23 protein-coding genes and 1 riboswitch are annotated in these 20,555 nt (G+C 38.6%); of the genes, 5 read left to right on the forward strand and 18 right to left on the reverse strand.

The window, feature by feature from the left end; genetic code table 11:
- Window positions 1-30: 30 nt before the first annotated feature.
- The 4 genes from KFZ56_RS12545 to KFZ56_RS12560 form a co-directional block, all read right to left on the reverse strand.
- Complete coding sequence (locus tag KFZ56_RS12545; protein ID WP_222642262.1) at window positions 31-1,338, reverse strand: DRTGG domain-containing protein; 1,308 nt, start codon at window positions 1,336-1,338, stop codon at window positions 31-33.
- A 72-nt stretch (window positions 1,339-1,410) separates the two neighbouring features.
- Entirely contained in the window at window positions 1,411-1,638 is a 228-nt protein-coding gene (locus KFZ56_RS12550) for a hypothetical protein (protein ID WP_222642263.1), read from the reverse strand.
- Window positions 1,639-1,711: 73 nt separating this feature from the next.
- Window positions 1,712-2,464 carry a prepilin peptidase gene (locus KFZ56_RS12555; RefSeq protein WP_222642264.1) on the reverse strand — a complete coding sequence of 251 codons (753 nt, stop codon included), beginning with the start codon at window positions 2,462-2,464 and terminating at the stop codon, window positions 1,712-1,714.
- 304 nt (window positions 2,465-2,768) lie between these two features.
- Entirely contained in the window at window positions 2,769-2,933 is a 165-nt protein-coding gene (locus tag KFZ56_RS12560; RefSeq protein ID WP_255585133.1) for a hypothetical protein, read from the reverse strand.
- 295 nt (window positions 2,934-3,228) lie between these two features.
- On the opposite strand from KFZ56_RS12560, the gene KFZ56_RS12565 reads away from it, so the two are divergent.
- The gene (locus KFZ56_RS12565) at window positions 3,229-4,629 is read left to right on the forward strand and encodes a DHA2 family efflux MFS transporter permease subunit (protein WP_222642265.1); all 1,401 of its coding nucleotides are present in this window, start codon (window positions 3,229-3,231) and stop codon (window positions 4,627-4,629) included.
- A 70-nt stretch (window positions 4,630-4,699) separates the two neighbouring features.
- Here KFZ56_RS12565 and KFZ56_RS12570 read toward each other — a convergent pair whose 3' ends face one another.
- Both KFZ56_RS12570 and KFZ56_RS12575 read right to left on the reverse strand, forming a co-directional pair.
- Window positions 4,700-5,989 carry a nucleobase:cation symporter-2 family protein gene (locus KFZ56_RS12570; RefSeq protein WP_222642266.1) on the reverse strand — a complete coding sequence of 430 codons (1,290 nt, stop codon included), beginning with the start codon at window positions 5,987-5,989 and terminating at the stop codon, window positions 4,700-4,702.
- Window positions 5,986-6,576 (reverse strand): xanthine phosphoribosyltransferase, encoded by a 591-nt coding sequence (locus tag KFZ56_RS12575; RefSeq protein WP_222642267.1) that lies wholly within the window; start codon window positions 6,574-6,576, stop codon window positions 5,986-5,988. The genes KFZ56_RS12570 and KFZ56_RS12575 overlap by 4 nt, the downstream gene beginning before the upstream one ends.
- Before the next feature lie 196 nt (window positions 6,577-6,772).
- Window positions 6,773-6,877: riboswitch (purine riboswitch) on the reverse strand.
- Between the two features lie 170 nt (window positions 6,878-7,047).
- Here KFZ56_RS12575 and guaC point away from each other — a divergent pair.
- Window positions 7,048-8,025: a GMP reductase gene (guaC, locus tag KFZ56_RS12580; RefSeq protein ID WP_304956688.1), complete on the forward strand. Its 978-nt coding sequence runs from the start codon at window positions 7,048-7,050 to the stop codon at window positions 8,023-8,025.
- A 50-nt stretch (window positions 8,026-8,075) separates the two neighbouring features.
- Here guaC and KFZ56_RS12585 read toward each other — a convergent pair whose 3' ends face one another.
- Window positions 8,076-8,756 carry a metal-dependent hydrolase gene (locus KFZ56_RS12585; protein WP_222642269.1) on the reverse strand — a complete coding sequence of 227 codons (681 nt, stop codon included), beginning with the start codon at window positions 8,754-8,756 and terminating at the stop codon, window positions 8,076-8,078.
- A gap of 60 nt (window positions 8,757-8,816) precedes the next feature.
- Complete coding sequence (locus KFZ56_RS12590; protein WP_222642270.1) at window positions 8,817-9,485, reverse strand: PspA/IM30 family protein; 669 nt, start codon at window positions 9,483-9,485, stop codon at window positions 8,817-8,819.
- Between the two features lie 130 nt (window positions 9,486-9,615).
- Here KFZ56_RS12590 and KFZ56_RS12595 point away from each other — a divergent pair, with 130 nt between their 5' ends.
- On the forward strand, window positions 9,616-10,713 hold the full coding sequence (locus KFZ56_RS12595; RefSeq protein WP_222642271.1) for a M24 family metallopeptidase: 1,098 nt from the start codon (window positions 9,616-9,618) through the stop codon (window positions 10,711-10,713).
- Between the two features lie 74 nt (window positions 10,714-10,787).
- Here the strand turns inward: KFZ56_RS12595 and ald are convergent, their stop codons facing one another.
- Both ald and KFZ56_RS12605 read right to left on the reverse strand, forming a co-directional pair.
- Entirely contained in the window at window positions 10,788-11,912 is a 1,125-nt protein-coding gene (ald, locus tag KFZ56_RS12600; protein WP_222642272.1) for an alanine dehydrogenase, read from the reverse strand.
- Window positions 11,913-12,066: 154 nt separating this feature from the next.
- Window positions 12,067-12,222, reverse strand: coding sequence for a hypothetical protein (locus KFZ56_RS12605; RefSeq protein WP_222642273.1), 156 nt, complete (start codon window positions 12,220-12,222; stop codon window positions 12,067-12,069).
- Between the two features lie 121 nt (window positions 12,223-12,343).
- Between KFZ56_RS12605 and KFZ56_RS12610 the strand changes: the two genes are divergently transcribed.
- Entirely contained in the window at window positions 12,344-12,772 is a 429-nt protein-coding gene (locus KFZ56_RS12610; protein WP_222642274.1) for a universal stress protein, read from the forward strand.
- 69 nt (window positions 12,773-12,841) lie between these two features.
- Here the strand turns inward: KFZ56_RS12610 and KFZ56_RS12615 are convergent, their stop codons facing one another.
- The 5 genes from KFZ56_RS12615 to KFZ56_RS12635 form a co-directional block, all read right to left on the reverse strand.
- A complete protein-coding gene (locus KFZ56_RS12615) occupies window positions 12,842-14,026 on the reverse strand; it encodes an acetate kinase (protein ID WP_222642275.1) in 1,185 nt (394 codons plus the stop codon).
- On the reverse strand, window positions 14,019-15,026 hold the full coding sequence (locus KFZ56_RS12620) for a class I SAM-dependent methyltransferase (protein WP_222642276.1): 1,008 nt from the start codon (window positions 15,024-15,026) through the stop codon (window positions 14,019-14,021). The genes KFZ56_RS12615 and KFZ56_RS12620 overlap by 8 nt, the downstream gene beginning before the upstream one ends.
- 133 nt (window positions 15,027-15,159) lie before the next feature.
- Window positions 15,160-15,660 carry a thiol peroxidase gene (gene tpx / locus KFZ56_RS12625; protein WP_222642277.1) on the reverse strand — a complete coding sequence of 167 codons (501 nt, stop codon included), beginning with the start codon at window positions 15,658-15,660 and terminating at the stop codon, window positions 15,160-15,162.
- A gap of 108 nt (window positions 15,661-15,768) precedes the next feature.
- Window positions 15,769-16,224, reverse strand: a complete 456-nt coding sequence (gene ytfJ / locus KFZ56_RS12630) for a GerW family sporulation protein (RefSeq protein ID WP_222642278.1) — start codon at window positions 16,222-16,224, stop codon at window positions 15,769-15,771.
- A 20-nt stretch (window positions 16,225-16,244) separates the two neighbouring features.
- Complete coding sequence (locus KFZ56_RS12635) at window positions 16,245-16,814, reverse strand: DUF2953 domain-containing protein (protein ID WP_222642279.1); 570 nt, start codon at window positions 16,812-16,814, stop codon at window positions 16,245-16,247.
- 128 nt (window positions 16,815-16,942) lie between these two features.
- Between KFZ56_RS12635 and KFZ56_RS12640 the strand changes: the two genes are divergently transcribed.
- A complete protein-coding gene (locus KFZ56_RS12640) occupies window positions 16,943-17,743 on the forward strand; it encodes an NAD kinase (RefSeq protein WP_222642280.1) in 801 nt (266 codons plus the stop codon).
- Window positions 17,744-17,898: 155 nt separating this feature from the next.
- On the opposite strand, the gene KFZ56_RS12645 is transcribed toward KFZ56_RS12640, so the two are convergent.
- From KFZ56_RS12645 to KFZ56_RS12655, 3 genes are all read right to left on the reverse strand, one after another.
- Entirely contained in the window at window positions 17,899-18,102 is a 204-nt protein-coding gene (locus KFZ56_RS12645) for an alpha/beta-type small acid-soluble spore protein (protein WP_222642281.1), read from the reverse strand.
- A gap of 104 nt (window positions 18,103-18,206) precedes the next feature.
- Window positions 18,207-19,409, reverse strand: a complete 1,203-nt coding sequence (thiI, locus tag KFZ56_RS12650; RefSeq protein ID WP_222642282.1) for a tRNA uracil 4-sulfurtransferase ThiI — start codon at window positions 19,407-19,409, stop codon at window positions 18,207-18,209.
- Window positions 19,410-19,415: 6 nt separating this feature from the next.
- Window positions 19,416-20,555 (reverse strand): cysteine desulfurase family protein, encoded by a 1,140-nt coding sequence (locus KFZ56_RS12655; protein WP_222642283.1) that lies wholly within the window; start codon window positions 20,553-20,555, stop codon window positions 19,416-19,418.

The raw sequence follows: 20,555 nt of genomic DNA on the forward strand, positions 1-20,555 counted from the left end.
TTTATATCCTTTGTGCTAAAAGCAATGGGCCTACCGGTAAATCAGTTGGGCCATGATTAAACCCTTTCCTACAATTCTTCGCTCATTGTATACTTCTACATCCATTTTAGCATACATACGGCCAGCTTCCAGAATTTTTGGCTTAATGGTCAAATGGCTATCTATTTGCACTGGTTTAATAAAAAATACCGTTAAGTTTTCAACAACCATATCTCCCTTTTTTCGATAAGCTAATAATCTGCTGCTGGCTTCTGTTATCAGGGATGTGAATACCCCGTTTGATAAGGTGCCCAGTTGGTTTGTCATTTGCGGGCTTACCACTGTTTGGAAGATTGTTTCTTCATCCTCTGAAGCGACAAGATTTGCTGCAACAATGTCGTCTATTGTCTCCCCGATTTGTGGTTGGCGTTGAACTTGCTGCAGGGCTTTTAACACATCTTGTCTTGTAATAATTCCAAGCAACTTATCTGCTTGTTCAACAACTGGAACCATTTCAATTCCTTCCCAAACCATCATATGTGCTACAGATGCAAGCGACGTCTTTTCTTGAACAGCTAGGGGAGCTTTACTCATTACCTTTTCGATGAGGACATCACTGTCCTTACCAATAATATCTTTGGACGTTACCATGCCAATCACTTGTTTTTTTTCATCTACAACAGGAAATCTTGTATGTGTTGACTGCTCATTAAGCTCATACCATTGTTTAATGGTATCTTTGGCATTTAAATAAAAAGCTTCCTCAAAGGGGGTGAAAATATCTCCCACAAAAACGATTTCCTTTTTGATTAATTGATCATAGATGGCACGGTTTATCATTGTCGCAACCGTAAAGGAATCGTAACTAGTTGATAAAATTGGCAATTTCCTCTCATCAGCCAAACGTTTTATGTGATCTTCTGTATCAAATCCACCAGTAATTAAAACTGCTGCGCCCTCGTTCAGTGCTAATTCATGTGCTTTTACGCGGTTTCCAACAATTAATAGCGAATCCGCTTCCGTATAGCGCATCATCGCATCCAGTTCCATCGCACCAATGACAAATTTATTTAACGTTTTATGCAGCCCTTCCCTTCCACCTAACACTTGTCCATCAATAATATTTATCACTTCAGCAAATGTTAATCGTTCGAAATTCTCTTTCTTTTTTTGTTCAATTCGAATGGTACCAACACGTTCTATTGTACTAACAATTCCTTGGTTTTCTGCTTCTTTAATTGCCCGATATGCTGTGCCATCACTAACATGTAAGCTTTTCGCAATTTGTCTTACAGATATTTTATTTCCTACCGGAAGAGCAATAATATGTTGAATAATTTGTTCATGTTTCGTTGCCAATTGTTGCCACCAACTTTCAAACTGTACTAGTATATGAATTACCATTTATTATACAGTTGAGTTGGTATAAACTCAATTATTATCGGTTTGTCTTCGCCTCGCATTTTCCTGTTCCATCACAGGAGGCTTTGTCATTTGTAAAAGTGTAGCAAAATTTGCACCAATTACTAGTACAAAAAACAGAAGCCACCCTCCCCAAAACGTTAACTCAAGCGTTGTTGCTGCTTCAGGTATTCTTGGCCAAGCAAAATAGAGGAAAAACCCAGCTAATAATAGTCGTAAAATGGCATAATGACGCATTGTAACCCCTCCTTCTTTGTTATTTTATGAAAAGGGAGCTATTTTCAGAACGATGACCTTGTGACTTACGTCTCTAAAAAAAGGTAAAATACCAATTTAATAGAGAATCACCGTGGAAATAGGTAAGAAATGCAGCTACAACGATATACGGTCCAAAAGGAACTTGTTGCTTACGGTCAATGATCTTAAATAAAAGTAGGATGACCCCAATAACCGCACCGATTATACATGATAGAAAAAAAGCTAATAATACTTTTTCTATACCCAAAATGATACCTAATAAGCCAAATAGCTTCATATCCCCAGCACCCATGCCACCACGACTAACAAGAATGATGAGGGCAATGATTATAAAACCAAGCAATCCCCCGGCAAGCGCTGACCACCAGGGATCAAGCGGTTGAATAATCCGCATTAGAATAATCAGTGGTAGAAAGAATAACAATATTTTGTTTGGAATCAGCATGTATTTGATATCCGAAACCAAAATGATTATAAGCATGGAAACTAGTAATAACGCTGTAATTAATTCCAATTGCAATCCAATCATCATGTAGCTATACATAAACAAAAATCCTGTGGTTATTTCCATGATCGGGTAGATAGGTGTTATTTCACCCCTACAATGTCTACATTTCCCAAGTTGAATGACATAGGAAATAACAGGGATTAATTCATACCAGGATAAGATATGCCTGCACCCTGGACAGATAGATCTGTCCATGATGAAAGTCTGATTCTTTGGTATGCGCAGACCTAATACATTGAAGAATGAACCAAAGATGAGACCGAATAAGAAAAAGAGTACGATAAAAAAGATATCCATGTTCCTGCTCCTTGAGATGAATTTAGGTTGTTTTGATTGTTTGGTACTTTTATCCTATTGTATCATTTTTGTTGTGTAAAAACATGAAAGGTTTAAAAATTGAAGGTATCGGGGTGTGGTATTAGCGAATAGTTGCACAAAAGATATTATTACAAACTACATATATTTGACGGTAAGAGAATCTATTTTAATAAAATTGATATCATCATAGACTCTTTTTTAGTAGACTTATTGTTGTTAAATCCCCTTAGTGAACAAGTTACATTCTATTTTTTGGAGGACATCTGAATTTCGGAGTAACGCATTATGATTCCTCGCCATCCCAAGCTGATATTACATCTAATGACTGTAATATGGCCTGATGAAGAATTTCTAGATCTTCCGTATAAGCATACCACTGTACATCGTTATACAATTTTTCTAATTGCTCTACCTCTATATTTTTTCTACTATTAAAATGTATAGCCATTTACTTTTCGTCTCTCCACTTTTTATCTCTACATACCTGTCATTCTTATTATACATTATATCCCGATTAAAAAAATAGAGAACGTTGGATTTGTACTATTATTTTGAAATTTGATAGTATCAACATCAAGTCCATGAATACAGATACTACTACAGCTTCGTTTTGTTATTCAATATTATCACTTCAATTACGTTTGCGGGAAATTGACAACACTATTAATAAAGCGTAGTGTCTAGATGGAGTATACATAACGTCAATCCGCTTGCTGCAGCTAATGAGAAAGGGAGGTTAAACAATGACGCAGGCAAATTTATCACTTAGACATAGACGTTTAATTGTTGCGATCGCACTGTCGGCTTCATTTCTATCCGTCCTTACGCAATTTCTCCTGATCACAGCCTTTCCAAAAATCATGGCTGAATTTGAGATTAACGCGAGTGAAGTACAATGGTTAACGATTGGCTATATGTTGGCGCTAGCCATACTTATTCCCATGACTGCGTATTTGATTGATCGTTTTAAAACAAGAACATTAATGATGGGCGCCATGATTTTGTTTTCATTAGGAACATTACTCGGGTTATTTTCTCTTTCCTTTGAAATGTTACTTGCCGGACGTATCATTCAAGGGGTAGGTTCCGGAATGATGATGCCGTTGATGCAAACATTACTTTTTCTCGTGTATCCACGGGAAAAGAGAGGCTATGCAATGGGCTTAGCCGGGCTTGTTATCAATGTTGCCCCTGCCATTGGCCCTCCAATATCCGGTGTATTGCTTAATTATTTCCAGTGGCGCTCCTTGTTTCTTTTAACGCTTCCGATTGCGGCGATAATTTTGTTGTTGATTTACCTATTTATGCGCAATGTTACCCAGCAACGAGAGACAGAAATTGACATTCTCTCGATACTCCTATCCAGTATTGGTTTTGGCGGGATTCTTTATGGATTTAATGTCATAGAGGCAACTGGAGTATCTGAAGCAAGTACGATCATTAGTATTGGTATAGGTGTATTGTCCCTTTGTTTATTTATAATAAGACAGCTGCGGTTAAAGAAACCAATCCTGGAACTGCGTGTTTTCAAAGTTCCGGTTTTTGCGCTCGTTGCGATCATCTCAATAATGTCTTTCAGCTTGTTAATTTCAATTGAAACGATTTTACCGATGTACGTCCAAAGCGCGCAACAATTGTCAGCTTTAAACGCGGGGCTTGTCGTGACACCTGGGGCGTTAACACTTGCTCTAATGTCACTTTTTGCAGGAACATTGTTCGATAAATACGGTGGCAAAATGATAACGATTATTGGTTTTGTTTTGCTTTCAATCAGTACGCTTTCGTATCATTTGATCCTTGGGTTAAACACATCTCTCATTATCGCATCGATCTTATTCATGCTAGCCATGGCCGGTGTTGCTTTGATTAATATGCCAATTATGACGGCAGGTATAAACGCACTGCCCGATACCTTAGTTGCACATGGGACGGCAATTATCAATACCGTTCGGCAATTTGGGGGATCCATAGGCTTAACATTTATTATCTCTTTTATCAGTAGTGAAGCGGCTGAATCTGGTACTACAGATGCGTTTAACTTCCTAACTGGTGTAAGAACTGCCTTCTTTGTCGCTTTTCTTTTTGCCATTACAGGACTCTTGCTTTCACTACTATTGAAAAAAGAAGAGAAATCTACCAGATAAATAAGAATGAATGCGAAGAAAGCCCAATTTCCCTATAAAGGGTAACTGGGCTTTCTGACAAAATGATTCTTCACACACCTTCCTGATGTATCGTGGTTGTCTGTTGCATTCGCTTTGGTTTCATATTGAAGACGATATTTAGGACAATAGCTGTTATGCTTCCTGCAACAATTCCATTACTTGTCAAAATTTGAACCCCCGATGGGAAGTACTGAAACAATTCCGGTACAACCGTTACCCCCATGCCCATGCCAATGGAACAAGCAATGATCATTCCGTTACCCGGAGATTCTGAAATGACCCCACTCAGCATTTTTATTCCTTGAGCAATAACCATCCCGAACATGGAAATCATAGCTCCACCCAACACTGCAGTCGGAATAATCGTTGTTATTGCAGCTATTTTCGGAATCAGCCCAAGCGTAACAAGCATCACACCAGTAATCATGATGACACGAACCGATTTGACACCTGTCATTTGCATCAGACCAACGTTCTGTGAAAAAGCTGTATACGGAAAAGCATTAAAAACACCACCGAGCAAAATGGCCAAACCTTCTGCACGATATCCGTTAGAAAGGTCCTCTTCTTTCAAATCTTTTTCCAAAATATCTCCCGTGGCAAAATAAACACCTGTTGATTCAACAAGAGATACCATCGCTACCAAAATCATGGTGAGTATGGCAGACCACTCGAATGTCGGCATGCCAAAATAAAACGGCTGAACCATATGGAACAAAGATGCTTCCTGAACAGCCGAAAAATCGACTTTACCCATAAACATCGCTGCTACTGTACCCACTATTAAACCGATTAGAATCGCAATTGATCGAGTGAATCCTTTTGTGAAACGATATATCAAAATAATGCATACGAGCGTTCCAAACGCCAATGAAAGATTTGCCATTGAGCCGAAATCAGCAGCATCTTCTCCCCCACCCATATTGGTTATAGCTGTAGGAATCAATGTCAAACCAATAATCATAACAACCGTTCCTGTCACGATCGGTGGAAAAAAGCGTACCAGTTTGCCAAAAAACTGACTGATACCAAAAACGACAATACCAGAGACAATAATGGCACCATATATGGCCGTTATCCCAAATTCGCTGCCAATGGCAATCATCGGTCCAACTGCAGTAAATGTACAACCAAGCACAACTGGCAAACCGATGCCAAAATAACGATTGCGGACAACCTGTAAAATCGTCGCTACGCCGCACATAAGGATATCAATGGACACGAGATATGTTAACTGCTCGGATGTCAGTCCTAATGCTTCTCCCACAATCAAAGGTACTAAAATCGCTCCAGCATACATTGCTAACAAATGCTGAAAACTTAAGGCAGCTGTTTTCATTCGGACAAAGCCTCCTTCGTTTGAAACGTGACATGTCCATCAGCTAGTGATTCTATAGAAGCCAATGTCTCTACGTGAATCCCTCGTTTACGCAATGCCTCTCTGCCTTCCTGAAATCCCTTCTCAATGACGACGCCGATTCCTTCTAGCGCAGCACCAGCTTGATCGATAATATTAACCATTCCTAACGCCGCCTGACCGTTTGCCAAGATATCATCAATAATCAGTACCCTATCATGAGCATCTATATAATCCTTCGAAACAGCTATATTATTTGCTTCCTGCTTCGTATACGAATAAACTTCAGCTGAATACATCTGTTCATGCAGTGTGAGCGATTGGCGCTTTCTTGCAAATACCACCGGCACTCCCAAACTTAACCCCGTCATAACAGCCGGTGCAATCCCGGATGATTCTAGGGTCAGAACTTTTGTGATCCCGGAACCTGTAAAAAGTTTAGAAAATTCCTCCCCAATTGATTGCATAAATACTGGGTCCACCTGATGATTCAGGAATGTATCAACCTTGATGACCGAATCAGATAAAACTTTACCTTCTTCTAAAATTTTTTGTTTGAGTGAATTCATGCTGATCCCCTTTCCAAATATAAAAACCCGAAAAACAAGCTTCCACTCAAACTAGGAGGAAAGCAATGTTTTCCGGGTTCTATCAACGCGCAACCCTAAACTCAAAGCATCAATAGCAGACGCTCCATTGAGCACGTCACGTTCAATCAAAATCCGAACATTATACAAAAGAAATTAACCAATTATCTGTTGATAACCTTCTGCTGCTTCCTTCCATAGTCGGTTCATTTATGGTGGCGAACCGGTAGAAACTTGCAGGCCATATTCCTGCGATTATATGAAAATAGCTATTTAATTGGTGTCCATTATAGCATTCTTCACAAAAAATACAACCCCTAAAATTTAAAAATTGGTTTTTATCCTGTTCCTCTGTTTATCTAATTGACATATCGATCAGAATCATGTAAATTAAACAATATACGAACATTTTTTTAATATGAATGATTAATATTCGTTTTTAGGAGTGTAATGATGGAAAATGTATTTGATTACGAAGATATTCAATTAATACCAGCCAAAGCAGTAGTCAGCAGCCGTTCTGAGTGCGATACAACTGTCAATTTTGGTAATTATACGTTTAACCTGCCTGTTGTACCAGCGAACATGCAGACGATCATCGATGAAAGCCTTGCTCAGAAATTAGCGGAAAGCGGCTATTTCTATGTCATGCACCGTTTCGCACCGGAAAAGCGAATCAATTTCGTACGGCATATGCAAAATCAAGGATTGATCGCATCAATAAGTGTCGGGGTCAAGGAAGAAGAGTATCATTTTATACAACAATTGGCTAATGAGCAACTCAGTCCAGAATTCATAACCATCGACATCGCACATGGGCATTCCGACGCTGTCATCCATATGATTCAACATATTAAAAAATATTCACCTACAAGTTTTGTGATTGCAGGCAATGTTGGGACACCTGAAGCAGTCAGGGAACTGGAACATGCTGGTGCAGATGCTACCAAAGTCGGCATCGGACCAGGAAAAGTATGTATCACTAAATTAAAAACTGGATTTGGAACAGGGGGATGGCAGCTTGCTGCACTCAAATGGTGTGCCAAAGCAGCAAGTAAGCCGATCATCGCTGACGGTGGCATCCGTACGCATGGGGATATTGCTAAATCTATCCGATTCGGCGCATCCATGGTCATGATAGGCTCCTTATTTGCTGGCCATGAAGAATCACCTGGTGAAACGATTGAGAAAAATGGAAACCGGTATAAGGAATATTTCGGTTCAGCTTCCGAATATCAAAAAGGGGAAAAGAAAAATGTGGAAGGTAAAAAAATGTATGTCGAGCATAAAGGGTCACTAAAAGATACATTGACCGAAATGAAGCAGGACCTTCAATCTTCCATTTCCTATGCTGGTGGTAGGGAATTGGAATCCATCCGCTATGTTGATTATGTCGTTGTGAAAAATTCCATTTTCAACGATAATGTCTAGGCCACCCATCATACAAAAACCCGTGAAGCAAACAGCCCACGGGTTTTATCTTACAACTCCATCTCTTCTCCAATTTCCATTGCTTTTCCTTGACCTGTTTTTACTTTTGCCGCAAAGTCTTCAGCATCCTGTTCGATCAGAGGGAATGTATTATAATGAACCGGAACAACATACTTCGCATCAATCCAATCTGCCGCAATTAATGCATCTTCCGGACCCATTGTAAAATTATCACCAATTGGAACGAATGCTACATCAATTTCATTCATTTCACCAATTAATCTCAAATCAGAGAACAGACCAGTATCTCCTACATGATAAATGGTTCTGTTATCAACCGTCAGTAATATCCCTGCTGGCATCCCTGTATAGACAATTGTTCCATCGTCTTCTGTAAAGGATGAACCATGAAATGCCTGTGTGAATTTCACACGACCAAAGTCAAAATCATGCTTTCCACCAATATGCATCGCATGCGTATTTAAACCTTTTGCTCCAAGATAATTAGCCAGTTCATTAGGTGCTACAACCAAAGCATCGTTTCGCTTGGCAATTTCCACCGTGTCACCAACATGGTCATTATGTCCATGTGTCAGCAAAATAACATCCGCTTTTTCCATGTCAGCATCTAAATCGCATGACCCGGTTCCTGAGATAAATGGATCAATTAATATCGTATGATGATTTGTTTCAATTTTTACTATAGAATGTCCATGATAGGATAGTTTCATGTTATCTCTCCTTATTAATTGCTTACGCTATGCTATACCCGATTTCTTTTACATGTATGCCTAATTTTTATGCTTTTTCTTTTTAAGTTCAGCTAACTCCTGGTCTACTTTACTTTCTTCAAGTGACTCAAATTCATCATCCAGCGTACGGGCGGCCTGCGATAAGTCTTTTGATGTTTCTGCTTCTGCCTCATATTCAAGAACTTTTTCCTCCATTCGCTCAAATCCCTGCCTTGATTCATCACTGCCGATCGCTGACATTGTTCGATTCATTTTCGTTTTTGTTTGCGCTGTTTCGGCACGTGCTTTAAGGGAATCTTTTTTCAGTTTCATTTGGTTATATTCTTTTTTCATTTCATCCAGTTTTTCTTTAATTTCATCACAGTCATTTTTGGCATTGGCCCATGATTCTTCCAATACTTCAAATTGCTGTTCATTTTCCGCTTTATCTTCAAGTGCCCTTCTTGCTAAATCGTCATTTCCAGCTTCCACGGCCTGTTCTGCTTGCATTTGCCTTTTATCCACCAAGGCTTTAGCATCATTGGCCTTACGCTTAAGCATTTTCTCATTCGCCATTTGCTGGGCAACAGCACTTTCTGCTTCTTGAATATCTTCTTCCATATCCCGCATGAACTGATCCAGCATTTTCACAGGGTCTTCTGCCTTATCCAGCATTGCATTCAATTCAGAGCCGACAACTGTCTTGATACGTCTGAAAAATGTGAACATATGACTTCCTCCTTATATGGATGGTGCAATTTCTATGTATTACGGCGATTCCCTTCAAAAGGTTTCAGTAAATACCCTAGATTCTGTTATAATCGTAATATACATAAATTATGAGTGAGGTGTCTTACGTATGTCAAATCGAATAGAAACACTAATGAAAGAAATGGAACGGAACCATTTAGATGGGATGCTCGTTACATCAACCGCCAATTTTTATTATTTGAGTGGTTACTACACAGATCCACATGAACGTTTAATTGCGGTTTATATAAGTACTTCGCTTGATCCGTTATTAATAGTACCCGCTATGGAAGTTGACGATGCGAAGAAAGCCGGCTGGAGCTTTACAATAATTGGCTATCACGATCACGAGAACCCATGGCAGTTGTTCGCAGAGACCTTACAAAGCAACGGGAAAGTTCCAAAGTCACTTGGTATTGAGTATGATCATATTACACTTGAGCGTTATGAATCCATAAAAGATAATCTCCCTGATACAGCTATTTCAAACGCACAAGAAATAGTGGCCAACTTGCGTGTTATGAAAAATAAAAAAGAATATACTTTGTTAAAACAAGCGGCGGAACTGGCTGATTTAGGTATAGATACAGGGATTAAAGCCATTAAAGAAGGAGTTAGTGAACTGGACGTTATCGCTCAAATCGAATTTGAATTAAAGAAACACGGTGTACAACAAATGTCCTTTCAGACAATGGCACTATCAGGAATTCAAACAGCCTCTCCACATGGAACCCCGTCCATGAAAAAAATTAGTGCAGGCGATTTAATCCTGTTTGATCTTGGTGTTGTTTTTGAGGGATATTGTTCTGATATTTCAAGAACAGTTGCCTATAAAACCATAACAGAAGAGCAAGAAAAAATTTATAACACAGTGTTAGCTGCCCAAGAAAAAGCAATTAAAGCGTCACAACCCCTAACACCCGTCGGCAACATTGATAAAGCGGCAAGAGATCATATCGACAAATCTGGTTATGGCGATTACTTCACACATCGGATCGGGCATGGATTAGGCATTCAAACACATGAATATCCTTCGATGCATGGGAATAATAAGTTGTCACTGAAGCCAGGAATGTGCTATACCATCGAACCGGGCATCTACGTCCCTGAAGCAGGCGGTGTTCGTATTGAAGATATGATCTTCATGACGGAAAAAGGCCCCGAAATCTTAACCAAATCGTCCAAGAAATTACAGATTATAGAATGATGAACAAGAGCACACAGGTACTGACCCCCAAAGAAATTTAACTTTGGAGGTCAATACCGTAAAAGTGCTCTTGTTCATGCCTTATTTTTTAATAATGCCTTTACATCTTCAAATTCCACATTATGGGCCTCTGCGACAGCTTTATGGGTCACATATCCATCTAATGTATTAATCCCTTTTAACAAGGATTCATTATCCAGACAAGCCTGAAGGTAGCCTTTGTTAGCTAATTGCAGTGCATAAGGAACCGTTACATTAGCTAATCCAATCGTTGCTGTTTGAGGTACTGCCCCTGGAATATTTGATACACAGTAGTGCAGAACGCCATGTTTTGTAAATGTAGGATCATCATGTGTTGTAATGTGATCGCTTGTTTCGAAATTTCCACCCTGATCAATGGCTACATCTACAATGACAGAGCCATCTCTCATTTCTTTTATCATTTCTTCCGTTACCAATTGCGGTGCTTTTGCGCCGGGAATTAATACAGAACCAATGACAAGATCTGATTCTGCCACAGCCTCACTAATATTCATCGGATTTGACATTAATGTATTAATCGAAGAACCAAAAAGATCATCTAGTTGGCGTAATCGTTCCGGATTTAAATCAATGATAGTTACATCCGCACCTAAACCGACCGCAATTTTGGCCGTATTCGTCCCAACTACACCGCCACCAATGATGGTTACTTTACTTCGCTTAACGCCTGGAATCGCGGCTAGCAGTGCCCCTTTTCCACCTTTAGACTTTTCTAAAAATTGCGCTCCAATTTGAGCAGCCATACGTCCAGCAACTTCACTCATAGGGGTTAACAATGGTAAAGAGCCATCTGCTAACTGTACGGTTTCATATGCTATACCGATAACTTTTTTATCAGCCATCACCTTCGTAAGTTTCGGTTCAGCCGCTAAATGTAAGTACGTAAATAAAATAAGACCTTCATAAAAATAATCGTATTCCGATTCCAGCGGTTCTTTTACCTTCATCACCATTTCCATTGACCATATTTCTTTTGCTGTTGACATCATTTTAGCTCCAGCATTTTCATACTGTTCGTCTGTAAAACCGGAGCCAAGTCCTGCTCCTGTTTCTATATAGACGTCATTGCCCGCTTCTTTTAGCGTAAAAACGCCAGACGGGGCAATTGCTACCCTGTTTTCATTGTTTTTAATCTCTCTTGGCACACCTATTTTCAAGTGCTATACCTCCTTTAACGTTATGTATATTTTCGATATTGAACATTGTAACCATTTTCATTATAGCAAATGTCTTTTTAAAAAGCACGACTATCATTTCATAAATGATCAAAGAAAAAATGATCCACCCTTTGGCAGGATGGATCATGAGGAATTAATTTTTTCGGTTATTATACGTGTATATATGCTTATTATTATTTAACTGTTCGATGACACCACTTTGGTAACTTTCATTCAGTTGATTTTGAACAGTGGCAATACCTTTTTTATCTTCCATAAGATTTTCTCGTTTGGTATCCTTTTTAGACAAAAAATCACCTCCTTTTATAGTGTGTCCAAAAATCTGTAACCATGTCTTGATTTATTTTTCCAAAAACGGATTGTCGTACATAAAAAAAGGGTATATACTTTAATGAGAGGGGGAATTCAAAATGGAATACAACCATATTGTTGTTGCTGTTGATGGTTCTGAAGCTTCTGAAAAGGCATTCAATAAGTCATTGGATATCGTCAAACGTAATAATGCACGACTTATTCTTGCCCATGTTGTTGATTCTCGCACATTTGCCACGGCAGAAGCATATGACCGCACATTGGCAGAGCGCTCTGAGAATCATGCGAAAGAACTGCTGGATAGTTACGTAGATAATGCCAAAACGGCAGGTGTAGAAAATATTGTTAAATGTATTGAGTACGGATCACCTAAAATTAAAATAGCAAAGGACATTGCCGGGAATTTTGATGCAGACCTGATTATATGTGGAGCAACTGGTATGAATGCTGTAGAGCGATTTCTAATTGGTAGTGTTTCTGAAAGTATAACCAGATATGCAACATGTGATGTGTTAGTTATACGTTAGGTTGAACGATTGCTTTTTCTAAAATCAAAAAGGTTTTGCAGGCGGCAAACCCAAGCAAAACCTTTTCGTTTATGAGGACAATCTTACTGTATCTCTTGCTATCATTACCTCTTCATTCGTTGGGATTACAATGACTTTGACTGGCGAATGCGGGTAATTAATGAATTGCTCTCTTCCTCGGATTTGATTTAATTTGGGATCCCAGTAGATCCCCATAAATTCCAACCCATTTAATACCTTTTCTCGAATCGTGGTACTATTTTCACCAACACCTGCTGTGAAGATAATGGCATCAACACCTGACATTTTGGCAGCGTAGGATCCGATATATTTATGGATTCTACCTGCAAAAACATCCAATGCAAGTTCTGCCCGATCATTTTCCCCGGATTGCAATTCAATATCGCGCAGATCACTCGAGAATCCGGACAATGCGAGCATTCCACTCCTTTTGTTAAGCACATCGATTACTTCTTCAGCAGAGTTGCCTGTCTTTTCCATAATATATGGAATCAAGGCCGGATCTATATTTCCGGAGCGCGTCCCCATTGTGACCCCCGCTAATGGAGTGAAGCCCATAGATGTATCGATCGATTCTCCATCCTTGATTGCAGCAATACTAGCCCCATTTCCTAAATGACATGAGATTAATCGTAGTTGATTTAATGGGAGACCAATGAGTTCTGCTGCACGCTGAGATACATATTTATGGGACGTCCCATGAAACCCGTATTTACGAATGCCATAATCCTTATAATATTCATATGGTAAACTGTATAAATAGGATGATTCAGGCATTGTTTGATGAAATGCCGTATCAAACACCGCAACCATTGGAACATTTGGCAGGATTTCTTTAAATGCGCGAATACCTGTTAAATTTGCTGGATTGTGTAATGGTGCTAATTCGGAAACTTTTTCGATCTTTTGAATAACTTCATCTGTCAATTTTACGGAATCGCTAAAGTACTCCCCACCATGGACAATGCGATGTCCGACTGCATCAACCTCATCAAGTGATTCAATTACCCCGGAAGACTTTAATCCCTGCAGTAGTTTTGTTACTGCAACCTCGTGATTAGGAATGTCCTCTACTACTTCTTCTTCATTGTCATTTACTTCCAGTGTAAACACGGAATCATTCAAGCCAATTCGTTCAATCAGTCCTTTAGCTGAAACTTCCTCTTCTGGCATTTGGATTAATTGAAATTTCAATGATGAACTGCCTGCATTTATTGCTAGTATATTACTCATCGTTGTTCAACTCCCTGTTGTTATACTTTGAAAACCACGTATTCATTTGTTCCAATATATCACTCATTGCTGCAGTATTTTTAAATGATGGCATTTGTACAAGCAATGGTTGTTTTGGCGCGGATGTACCTTCTCCTGCCTTTTGAAGAATTAGGATGCTTTTCATATTTTTTTCTGATTTAAAGGCACTCTCAGGTAACCGCACAACACCAACAATATGCGCATATTGTTGCATAAAGCTATGAAGCTTGTCTGACTGATCACTGTTAAATAGAAAATCAGGAATAACAAAAATTAAATATCCACCCGTATTCGTATAATTCAGTGCTTGTTCAATGAACAAATGGTGGGAATACGAATGACCTTCATCCGCTTTTAATTCAAAATCATTTGCCCTAATATCATCGGGATAATAGCCAACCGGCAAATCGGCAACTACTAAATCTACAGGATCCAGTAAAAAGGGGCGCAAACTATCCTGATGGAAGAATTCTATTTCTTTTTGTTGTAAATTAGCATTTAACATACCCAACTGAATTAGTGTAGGATCTACCTCTCCCGCATATGCTTCTACTACCTGCCTATCCAACTGGTTCATAACTGTAGTGAGAAGGTTGGCTGTTCCACTAACAGGATCAAAAAGGCTTACCTTTTTCTTGCCTACTGTTATTTTCTCTGCAAAATACCCTACTAATAATGCCACCGTTTCGGGAGTCATTAAATGCTGTTGTTGCGTCGAATCCTTCATACCTTTCAGTATAGCTAGTTGGATTCCTTTACGGATATCTTCTACTTTATACCCACCAAAATCAACTTCCTTTAAAGCATTTTGTACTTTATAGGATAAAATGTCATCCATCGCTTTCGGAACATCTTGATAAAAGAGTACTTCCATTGTCGTTGTCAGGCTATCCAAGTATGATTCCTCTTCATGCTTTTGTATTATTTCTACTGTCTGATCTAACCACTCATATAACATTTCCACATTTGATTTCTCCATTACAAATCCTCCGCTTCTTCCTATAAGCCGTATTTATTGTACCAAATTATAACCATCTATGTACAAACTTACACATGGAAGATCCATTCACAGAAAAAGACTCCCCCGCTGCACGCGAGAGAGAATCACGAATTTATTTTGCCGCTTGAGCTGCCTTTAAAGCAGCATCATAATCGGGATGATTGGTCACCTCGTTCACATATTCCACATAAGTAACGTTATCATTGGAGTCAACAACAAAGATCGATCTGGATAATAAACGTAATTCTTTGATTAAAACCCCGTATTTTTCACCGAAGTCTGCATATCGGTGATCCGATAATGTATCAAGTTTTTTAATACCATTGGCGGCACACCAGCGCTGTTGAGCAAAAGGAAGATCCATGCTGATGGTTAATACTTGAACATTATCCATTTTATCCGCTTCCTCATTAAAACGTTTCGTTTGCTCTGAACAAACGCCTGTATCAATAGAGGGTACGACACTAATTAACTTTATCTTCCCTTTGTAATCATTTAGTGAAACGTCCTTCAAATCATTGGATACAACAGTAAAGTCTTGTGCCTGATCACCTACTTGAATTTCTGTCCCTAGCAGAGTAACAGGTTCTTGATTGAATGTAATAGTAGCCATATAATCACTTCCCCTTATCGTTTACTTCTTTTATTATGACTATAATATCAGCGCTTGTCCAACAATACAAATCATTTAAACGGAATCCATTTACATATTTACGAAGCCCTAAATATCATACTTGGAGGCTTTTTTCGTTTGTTGCTTTTCCTTATCTTCCGGCATCTTTACTTTTCCTGCATCTTTAATAATTTCCTGCACCTTTTCCACAACCTGTGGTGCGAAGTCCAACATTTTCTCATATATATGTGTACTTTGATCTAAGTGAACCATCTTAATACCTTGCTCACTCACAATTAAAAATGCCACAGGAGTAATAGAGACGCCTCCTCCACTACCACCACCAAATGGAAGCGTATCCTCCGAGGCATCAGAACTACTACTGTAAGAATTGTTAAACTCGCTCCCTCCTGCAGCAAATCCAAATCCCAGTTTTGAAACCGGTATAATTAAACTGCCATCCGGAGATTTAACCGGATCTCCAATGATAGTATTAACCTCAATCATGTCTTTTAAATTTTCCATCGCTGTTGTCATTAATCCTTCGATAGGATGTTCACTCATGATGATCCTCCTTACGTTTTTTAACTGAATACCTTTTCTTTCCGGGAAAATACCCGCATTGCTTTAAAAAGTGCGTACATAGCTTTTCCTAACTTCAGTGACACCATACATTCAAATGTGGATAAAAAAAATGGCTGTTGAAAATGTGGAGATACGTGGATAACAGGTTGGCTTTTTAAATTACTTTTTTCCCCGATTATTCCAATAAGAATTCCCTTTATCGCCCATACACCTCCAGTTGCTACTCCAGTAGTACCTGCATCTCCGGTTCCGCCTTTAGTGATCCATTTTAGTTTATGGAAGTACGTGTTTTTTAGTATGTAATTTACAAGAGGATTTAATTCCTGTAATAAGTGAACGGCTAGACGCAAATCCCCCTGAAACGAATCAAAATTTATCTCCTTATGAGTTTCATGATCCATCGTGATAGCTGCCTTCTTTTGATACAAACGAATACGATACATGGAAACAGCAATTGAAAAAGACTGCTCACGTTGCGTATACGTAATCGTAGATGTAAAAGTTATCCGTGAAGATAATAGAATTAAAATGATAAGCATGAGGGCAACACTTAATAAGATCCATAGCATTACGCAACTCCTCCTACACTTATTTTGCTACAACTTTCCAATTTTAATCCATTAATCTCACTTTCATGGGATAATTTCGATAAAAATGCTAAAATATAGACAACCCTAATGAATGTGGAGGTAATGGTATGCCAAATAGAAGAAATATGTTTTTTTATTATCACAAGGATGAAACGATTGAAGATAAATTACAAACTTTATTCGATCTAGCAAAGGAAAATAATTTCAATGTGGTAGACAATGCAAATGACGCCAGTATTATCGTAAGTATTGGTGGAGACGGAGCTTTCCTGCAAGCTGTAAGAAAAACAGGATTTCGTCAGGATTGTTTATATACGGGAATAACTTATTCTGATGAATCAGGTTTATATTGTGATTTTAACATGGACAACTTTCAGCAAATGCTTGATACTATGTTATATGCAGAAATGGAAGTGCGCCGCTTCCCAGTTATAAAGGTAGTTATAAACGGCGAATCTGCGTTTTATTGCCTTAATGAATTAAGTGTACGATCAACGATTATTAAATCCATCGCTATTGATGTACATATAGATGACCTTCATTTTGAAACCTTCCGTGGAGATGGTTTAATTGTAGCAACCCCTACTGGTAGTACAGGGTATAATAAGTCAACAAACGGGGCAGTTATTGATCCATTAATTCCCAGCTTTCAAGTATCGGAGCTTGCATCCCTGAATAATAACCGGTACCGTACACTCGGCTCATCATTTGTTCTAAGCAAAGATCGCAAGTTAGGATTGGATGTCATTCAAGACGGAAATGATTATCCAATTATTGGATTGGACAATGAAGCATACTCTATTCGAAATATCAAAGATATAACCATCACATTAAGTGATAAGATAATTAAAACTGTTAAATTGAAAAATAACTCTTACTGGGATCGTGTGAAACGTACGTTTCTTTAGACATCCAATATCAGAAGTCATGTTGGTATAAATTAGAAAATATCTGATTTCCATTATCTTAATCTTTTCCGTTCATTTTTTCCCTATTTCATTGCAAATATAAAGATAAAGGGTTATTCCTATAATAGGAATAACCCTTAGCCATTCATATTTATTTAATATTGTTGACCACCAAATTGTTGTTCAGCCATTTGAACCAGACGTTTTGTGATTTCTCCCCCAACAGAACCGTTCGAACGAGAAGTTGAATCAGCACCAAGTTGCACGCCAAATTCTTGTGCAATCTCTGTTTTCATTTGGTCCAATGCTTGTTGAACACCAGGTACTACTAATTGGTTTGAGTTATTATTATTTGCCATGTTAGTTCACCTCCTTGCTTGGTACTTATAGAATGTGTCACAAGAAGGAAAACCATGCATGATTTTAATTGGTAGATGTTGTTAGATTAGCTTTTTTTACCATGTTATAATAAGTCATCAAATACGGACGCTGACTCTCTTTGGTCACTCACTTTAACGACTTCTGCTTGGTTTACTGCTTCTTCAATCAAATTTGTAAAATCTTTGTTGGATTCAAATTGATTTACTTTTTCACGAGTCGGCCTGGTTTTAGGTGATTTCGGAACAAATATCGTGCAACAGTCTTCATAAGGCAGAATGGAGGTATCATATGTGTCAATTTCCTGTGCAATCTTTATGATTTCCTGTTTATCCATGGTGATTAATGGCCTTAGGATTGGATAATTAGTGACTTCATTAATCGTGTGCATACTTTCCATCGTTTGGCTGGCAACCTGACCAAGATTTTCACCTGTTGTTATCGATAAGATCGATTCGCTTTCGCTGATTTTTTCACTGATACGCATCATGATACGGCGCATAATTGTCATTGCATAGCCATCAGGCATTTCACGAAAAATTTCCTGTTGCAGTTTTGTAAATGGTACCACATGAATCTTGATCGAATTTCCGTATTTCGTCAACGTTTCCGCCAAATCAATTACTTTCTGTTTAGCCCGCTCACTAGTAAATGGTGGGGAGTGAAAGTGGATTGCCTCAATCTGGACACCACGCTTCATTGCTAAATACCCTGCCACTGGACTATCAATTCCACCAGACAGCATCAAAAGTGATTTTCCTGATGTTCCCACAGGTAGTCCACCAAGTCCTGGTATCACTTGTGATGTAATATAAGTGGCTTCTGACCGAATTTCCACGTTGATTTCCATATCGGGCTGATGCACATCCACAGCATAGCCATCTGTATTTGACAGCAGGTGACCTCCTAACACTTGATTCATCTCTTGGGATCCTATAGGAAAATCTTTATTTACCCGTTTTACAGTTACCTTAAATTGATGAACATCAACACTGTTTGTCAATGCATACAATGCTCCGTCCTTAATTGCATCAACATCATTCTCTACCTTTATCGCCAGACTCAAGCTTTGAATACCGAAGACATTCTTACATTTGTCTATAACTTGTTCCGGGTCATGTCCATGTAATAAAACGAACATTCTCCCCTGTGTACGTTTCACCTTTATATGTGCAAATTCTTTTAATTTATGCTGGATATTTTCCTGTAATCGGCTAATAAATTTATTCATGTTTTTTCCTTTTAAAGCCATTTCGCCATAGCGGATTAAAATATGATCATATTGCATCGTTATCTACTCCATTACTTCTTTAAATTGGTTAATTGCTTTTTCTATAGCTTGAAGAAATACGGTAATATCATCCCTTGTTGTTTGATAGGATAAGCTAACGCGCAACGCGGAAGTTGAACGTGCTTTATCAAATCCACAAGCAGTAAGCACTTTGCTCTCATCCTTTTGTTTTGAAGAGCAAGCGGATTTGGTTGAAATAAAGATATTTTCCTCCCCAAGCATATGAATAATTACTTCCGGTTTCGCGCCCACGACTGAAAAATTGATAATGTGTGGAGCTGCATGATCTGCCGTATTTACCTCAACACTAGTCAATTGCTGCAATTCACTTTTTAGATAATCACTTAATTCATACAAACGATGGACTTCCTTTTTCTCCCTCTCTTTAATGAAACGAAGTGCTTTAACCATTGCTACAGCACCAGCTAGATTTTCAGTTCCTGAGCGAATACCCTGTTCCTGACTTCCCCCATGTAATAAGGGAAATAATTTTGTACGATTTCCTACATATAAAATACCCGTTCCTTTTAATCCATGAATTTTATGAGCCGAAAATGTACATAGATCAATACCGCTATCTCTTAATGGAAGCGGTACTTTCCCTATCCCTTGTACATCATCTACATGGAAAAAAAGTTTTGGATGCCGCTTGGCTATTTCTCCAATCTCTTTAATCGGTTGTATCGAACCCAGTTCATTATTTACATGCATCAAACTAATTAGAATCGTGTCATGCTTAATTGCGTTTTCCACATCTTCTACAGTGATTACACCGGCCTGATTAACGGGCAAATAGGTGATGTCAAATCCCAACGATTCTAAACTTTGACATGCATCGTGAACAGATGGATGCTCAATTTCTGAGGTAATAATATGCTTCCCTCTCTCCTGATGTTCCAATGCAATTCCTTTAATGGCTGTATTATTTCCTTCTGTTCCTCCGGATGTAAATACAATTTCATCGGGACTGACTTTTAGGATAGATGCAGCTTGTTTTTTAGCTTGTTTTAATAATTTTTCTGTTTCACCGCCAAGCTGATGAATGGATGACGGATTTGCAAAATATTGACTGGAAACCCGTTCAAAACTTTTCAGCACAGCTGGATCTGGTTTGGTTGTTGCGCTATTATCTAAGTAAATCAT

This window comes from Virgibacillus sp. NKC19-3, from assembly GCF_019837165.1.
In the GTDB taxonomy this organism is placed as follows: Bacteria; Bacillota; Bacilli; order Bacillales; family Amphibacillaceae; genus Virgibacillus_L; species Virgibacillus_L saliphilus.

Coding starts and splice junctions, on each gene's coding strand:
- KFZ56_RS12550 (WP_222642263.1), bottom strand. CDS start 1,638: ATGCGTCATTATGCCATTTTACGACTATTATTAGCTGGGTTTTTCCTC.
- KFZ56_RS12555 (WP_222642264.1), bottom strand. CDS start 2,464: ATGGATATCTTTTTTATCGTACTCTTTTTCTTATTCGGTCTCATCTTT.
- KFZ56_RS12560 (WP_255585133.1), bottom strand. CDS start 2,933: ATGGCTATACATTTTAATAGTAGAAAAAATATAGAGGTAGAGCAATTA.
- KFZ56_RS12565 (WP_222642265.1), top strand. CDS start 3,229: ATGACGCAGGCAAATTTATCACTTAGACATAGACGTTTAATTGTTGCG.
- KFZ56_RS12570 (WP_222642266.1), bottom strand. CDS start 5,989: ATGAAAACAGCTGCCTTAAGTTTTCAGCATTTGTTAGCAATGTATGCT.
- KFZ56_RS12575 (WP_222642267.1), bottom strand. CDS start 6,576: ATGAATTCACTCAAACAAAAAATTTTAGAAGAAGGTAAAGTTTTATCT.
- guaC (WP_304956688.1), top strand. CDS start 7,048: ATGGAAAATGTATTTGATTACGAAGATATTCAATTAATACCAGCCAAA.
- KFZ56_RS12585 (WP_222642269.1), bottom strand. CDS start 8,756: ATGAAACTATCCTATCATGGACATTCTATAGTAAAAATTGAAACAAAT.
- KFZ56_RS12590 (WP_222642270.1), bottom strand. CDS start 9,485: ATGTTCACATTTTTCAGACGTATCAAGACAGTTGTCGGCTCTGAATTG.
- KFZ56_RS12595 (WP_222642271.1), top strand. CDS start 9,616: ATGTCAAATCGAATAGAAACACTAATGAAAGAAATGGAACGGAACCAT.
- KFZ56_RS12610 (WP_222642274.1), top strand. CDS start 12,344: ATGGAATACAACCATATTGTTGTTGCTGTTGATGGTTCTGAAGCTTCT.
- KFZ56_RS12615 (WP_222642275.1), bottom strand. CDS start 14,026: ATGAGTAATATACTAGCAATAAATGCAGGCAGTTCATCATTGAAATTT.
- KFZ56_RS12620 (WP_222642276.1), bottom strand. CDS start 15,026: ATGGAGAAATCAAATGTGGAAATGTTATATGAGTGGTTAGATCAGACA.
- tpx (WP_222642277.1), bottom strand. CDS start 15,660: ATGGCTACTATTACATTCAATCAAGAACCTGTTACTCTGCTAGGGACA.
- ytfJ (WP_222642278.1), bottom strand. CDS start 16,224: ATGAGTGAACATCCTATCGAAGGATTAATGACAACAGCGATGGAAAAT.
- KFZ56_RS12635 (WP_222642279.1), bottom strand. CDS start 16,814: ATGCTATGGATCTTATTAAGTGTTGCCCTCATGCTTATCATTTTAATT.
- KFZ56_RS12640 (WP_222642280.1), top strand. CDS start 16,943: ATGCCAAATAGAAGAAATATGTTTTTTTATTATCACAAGGATGAAACG.
- KFZ56_RS12645 (WP_222642281.1), bottom strand. CDS start 18,102: ATGGCAAATAATAATAACTCAAACCAATTAGTAGTACCTGGTGTTCAA.
- thiI (WP_222642282.1), bottom strand. CDS start 19,409: ATGCAATATGATCATATTTTAATCCGCTATGGCGAAATGGCTTTAAAA.
- KFZ56_RS12655 (WP_222642283.1), bottom strand. CDS start 20,555: ATGATTTACTTAGATAATAGCGCAACAACCAAACCAGATCCAGCTGTG.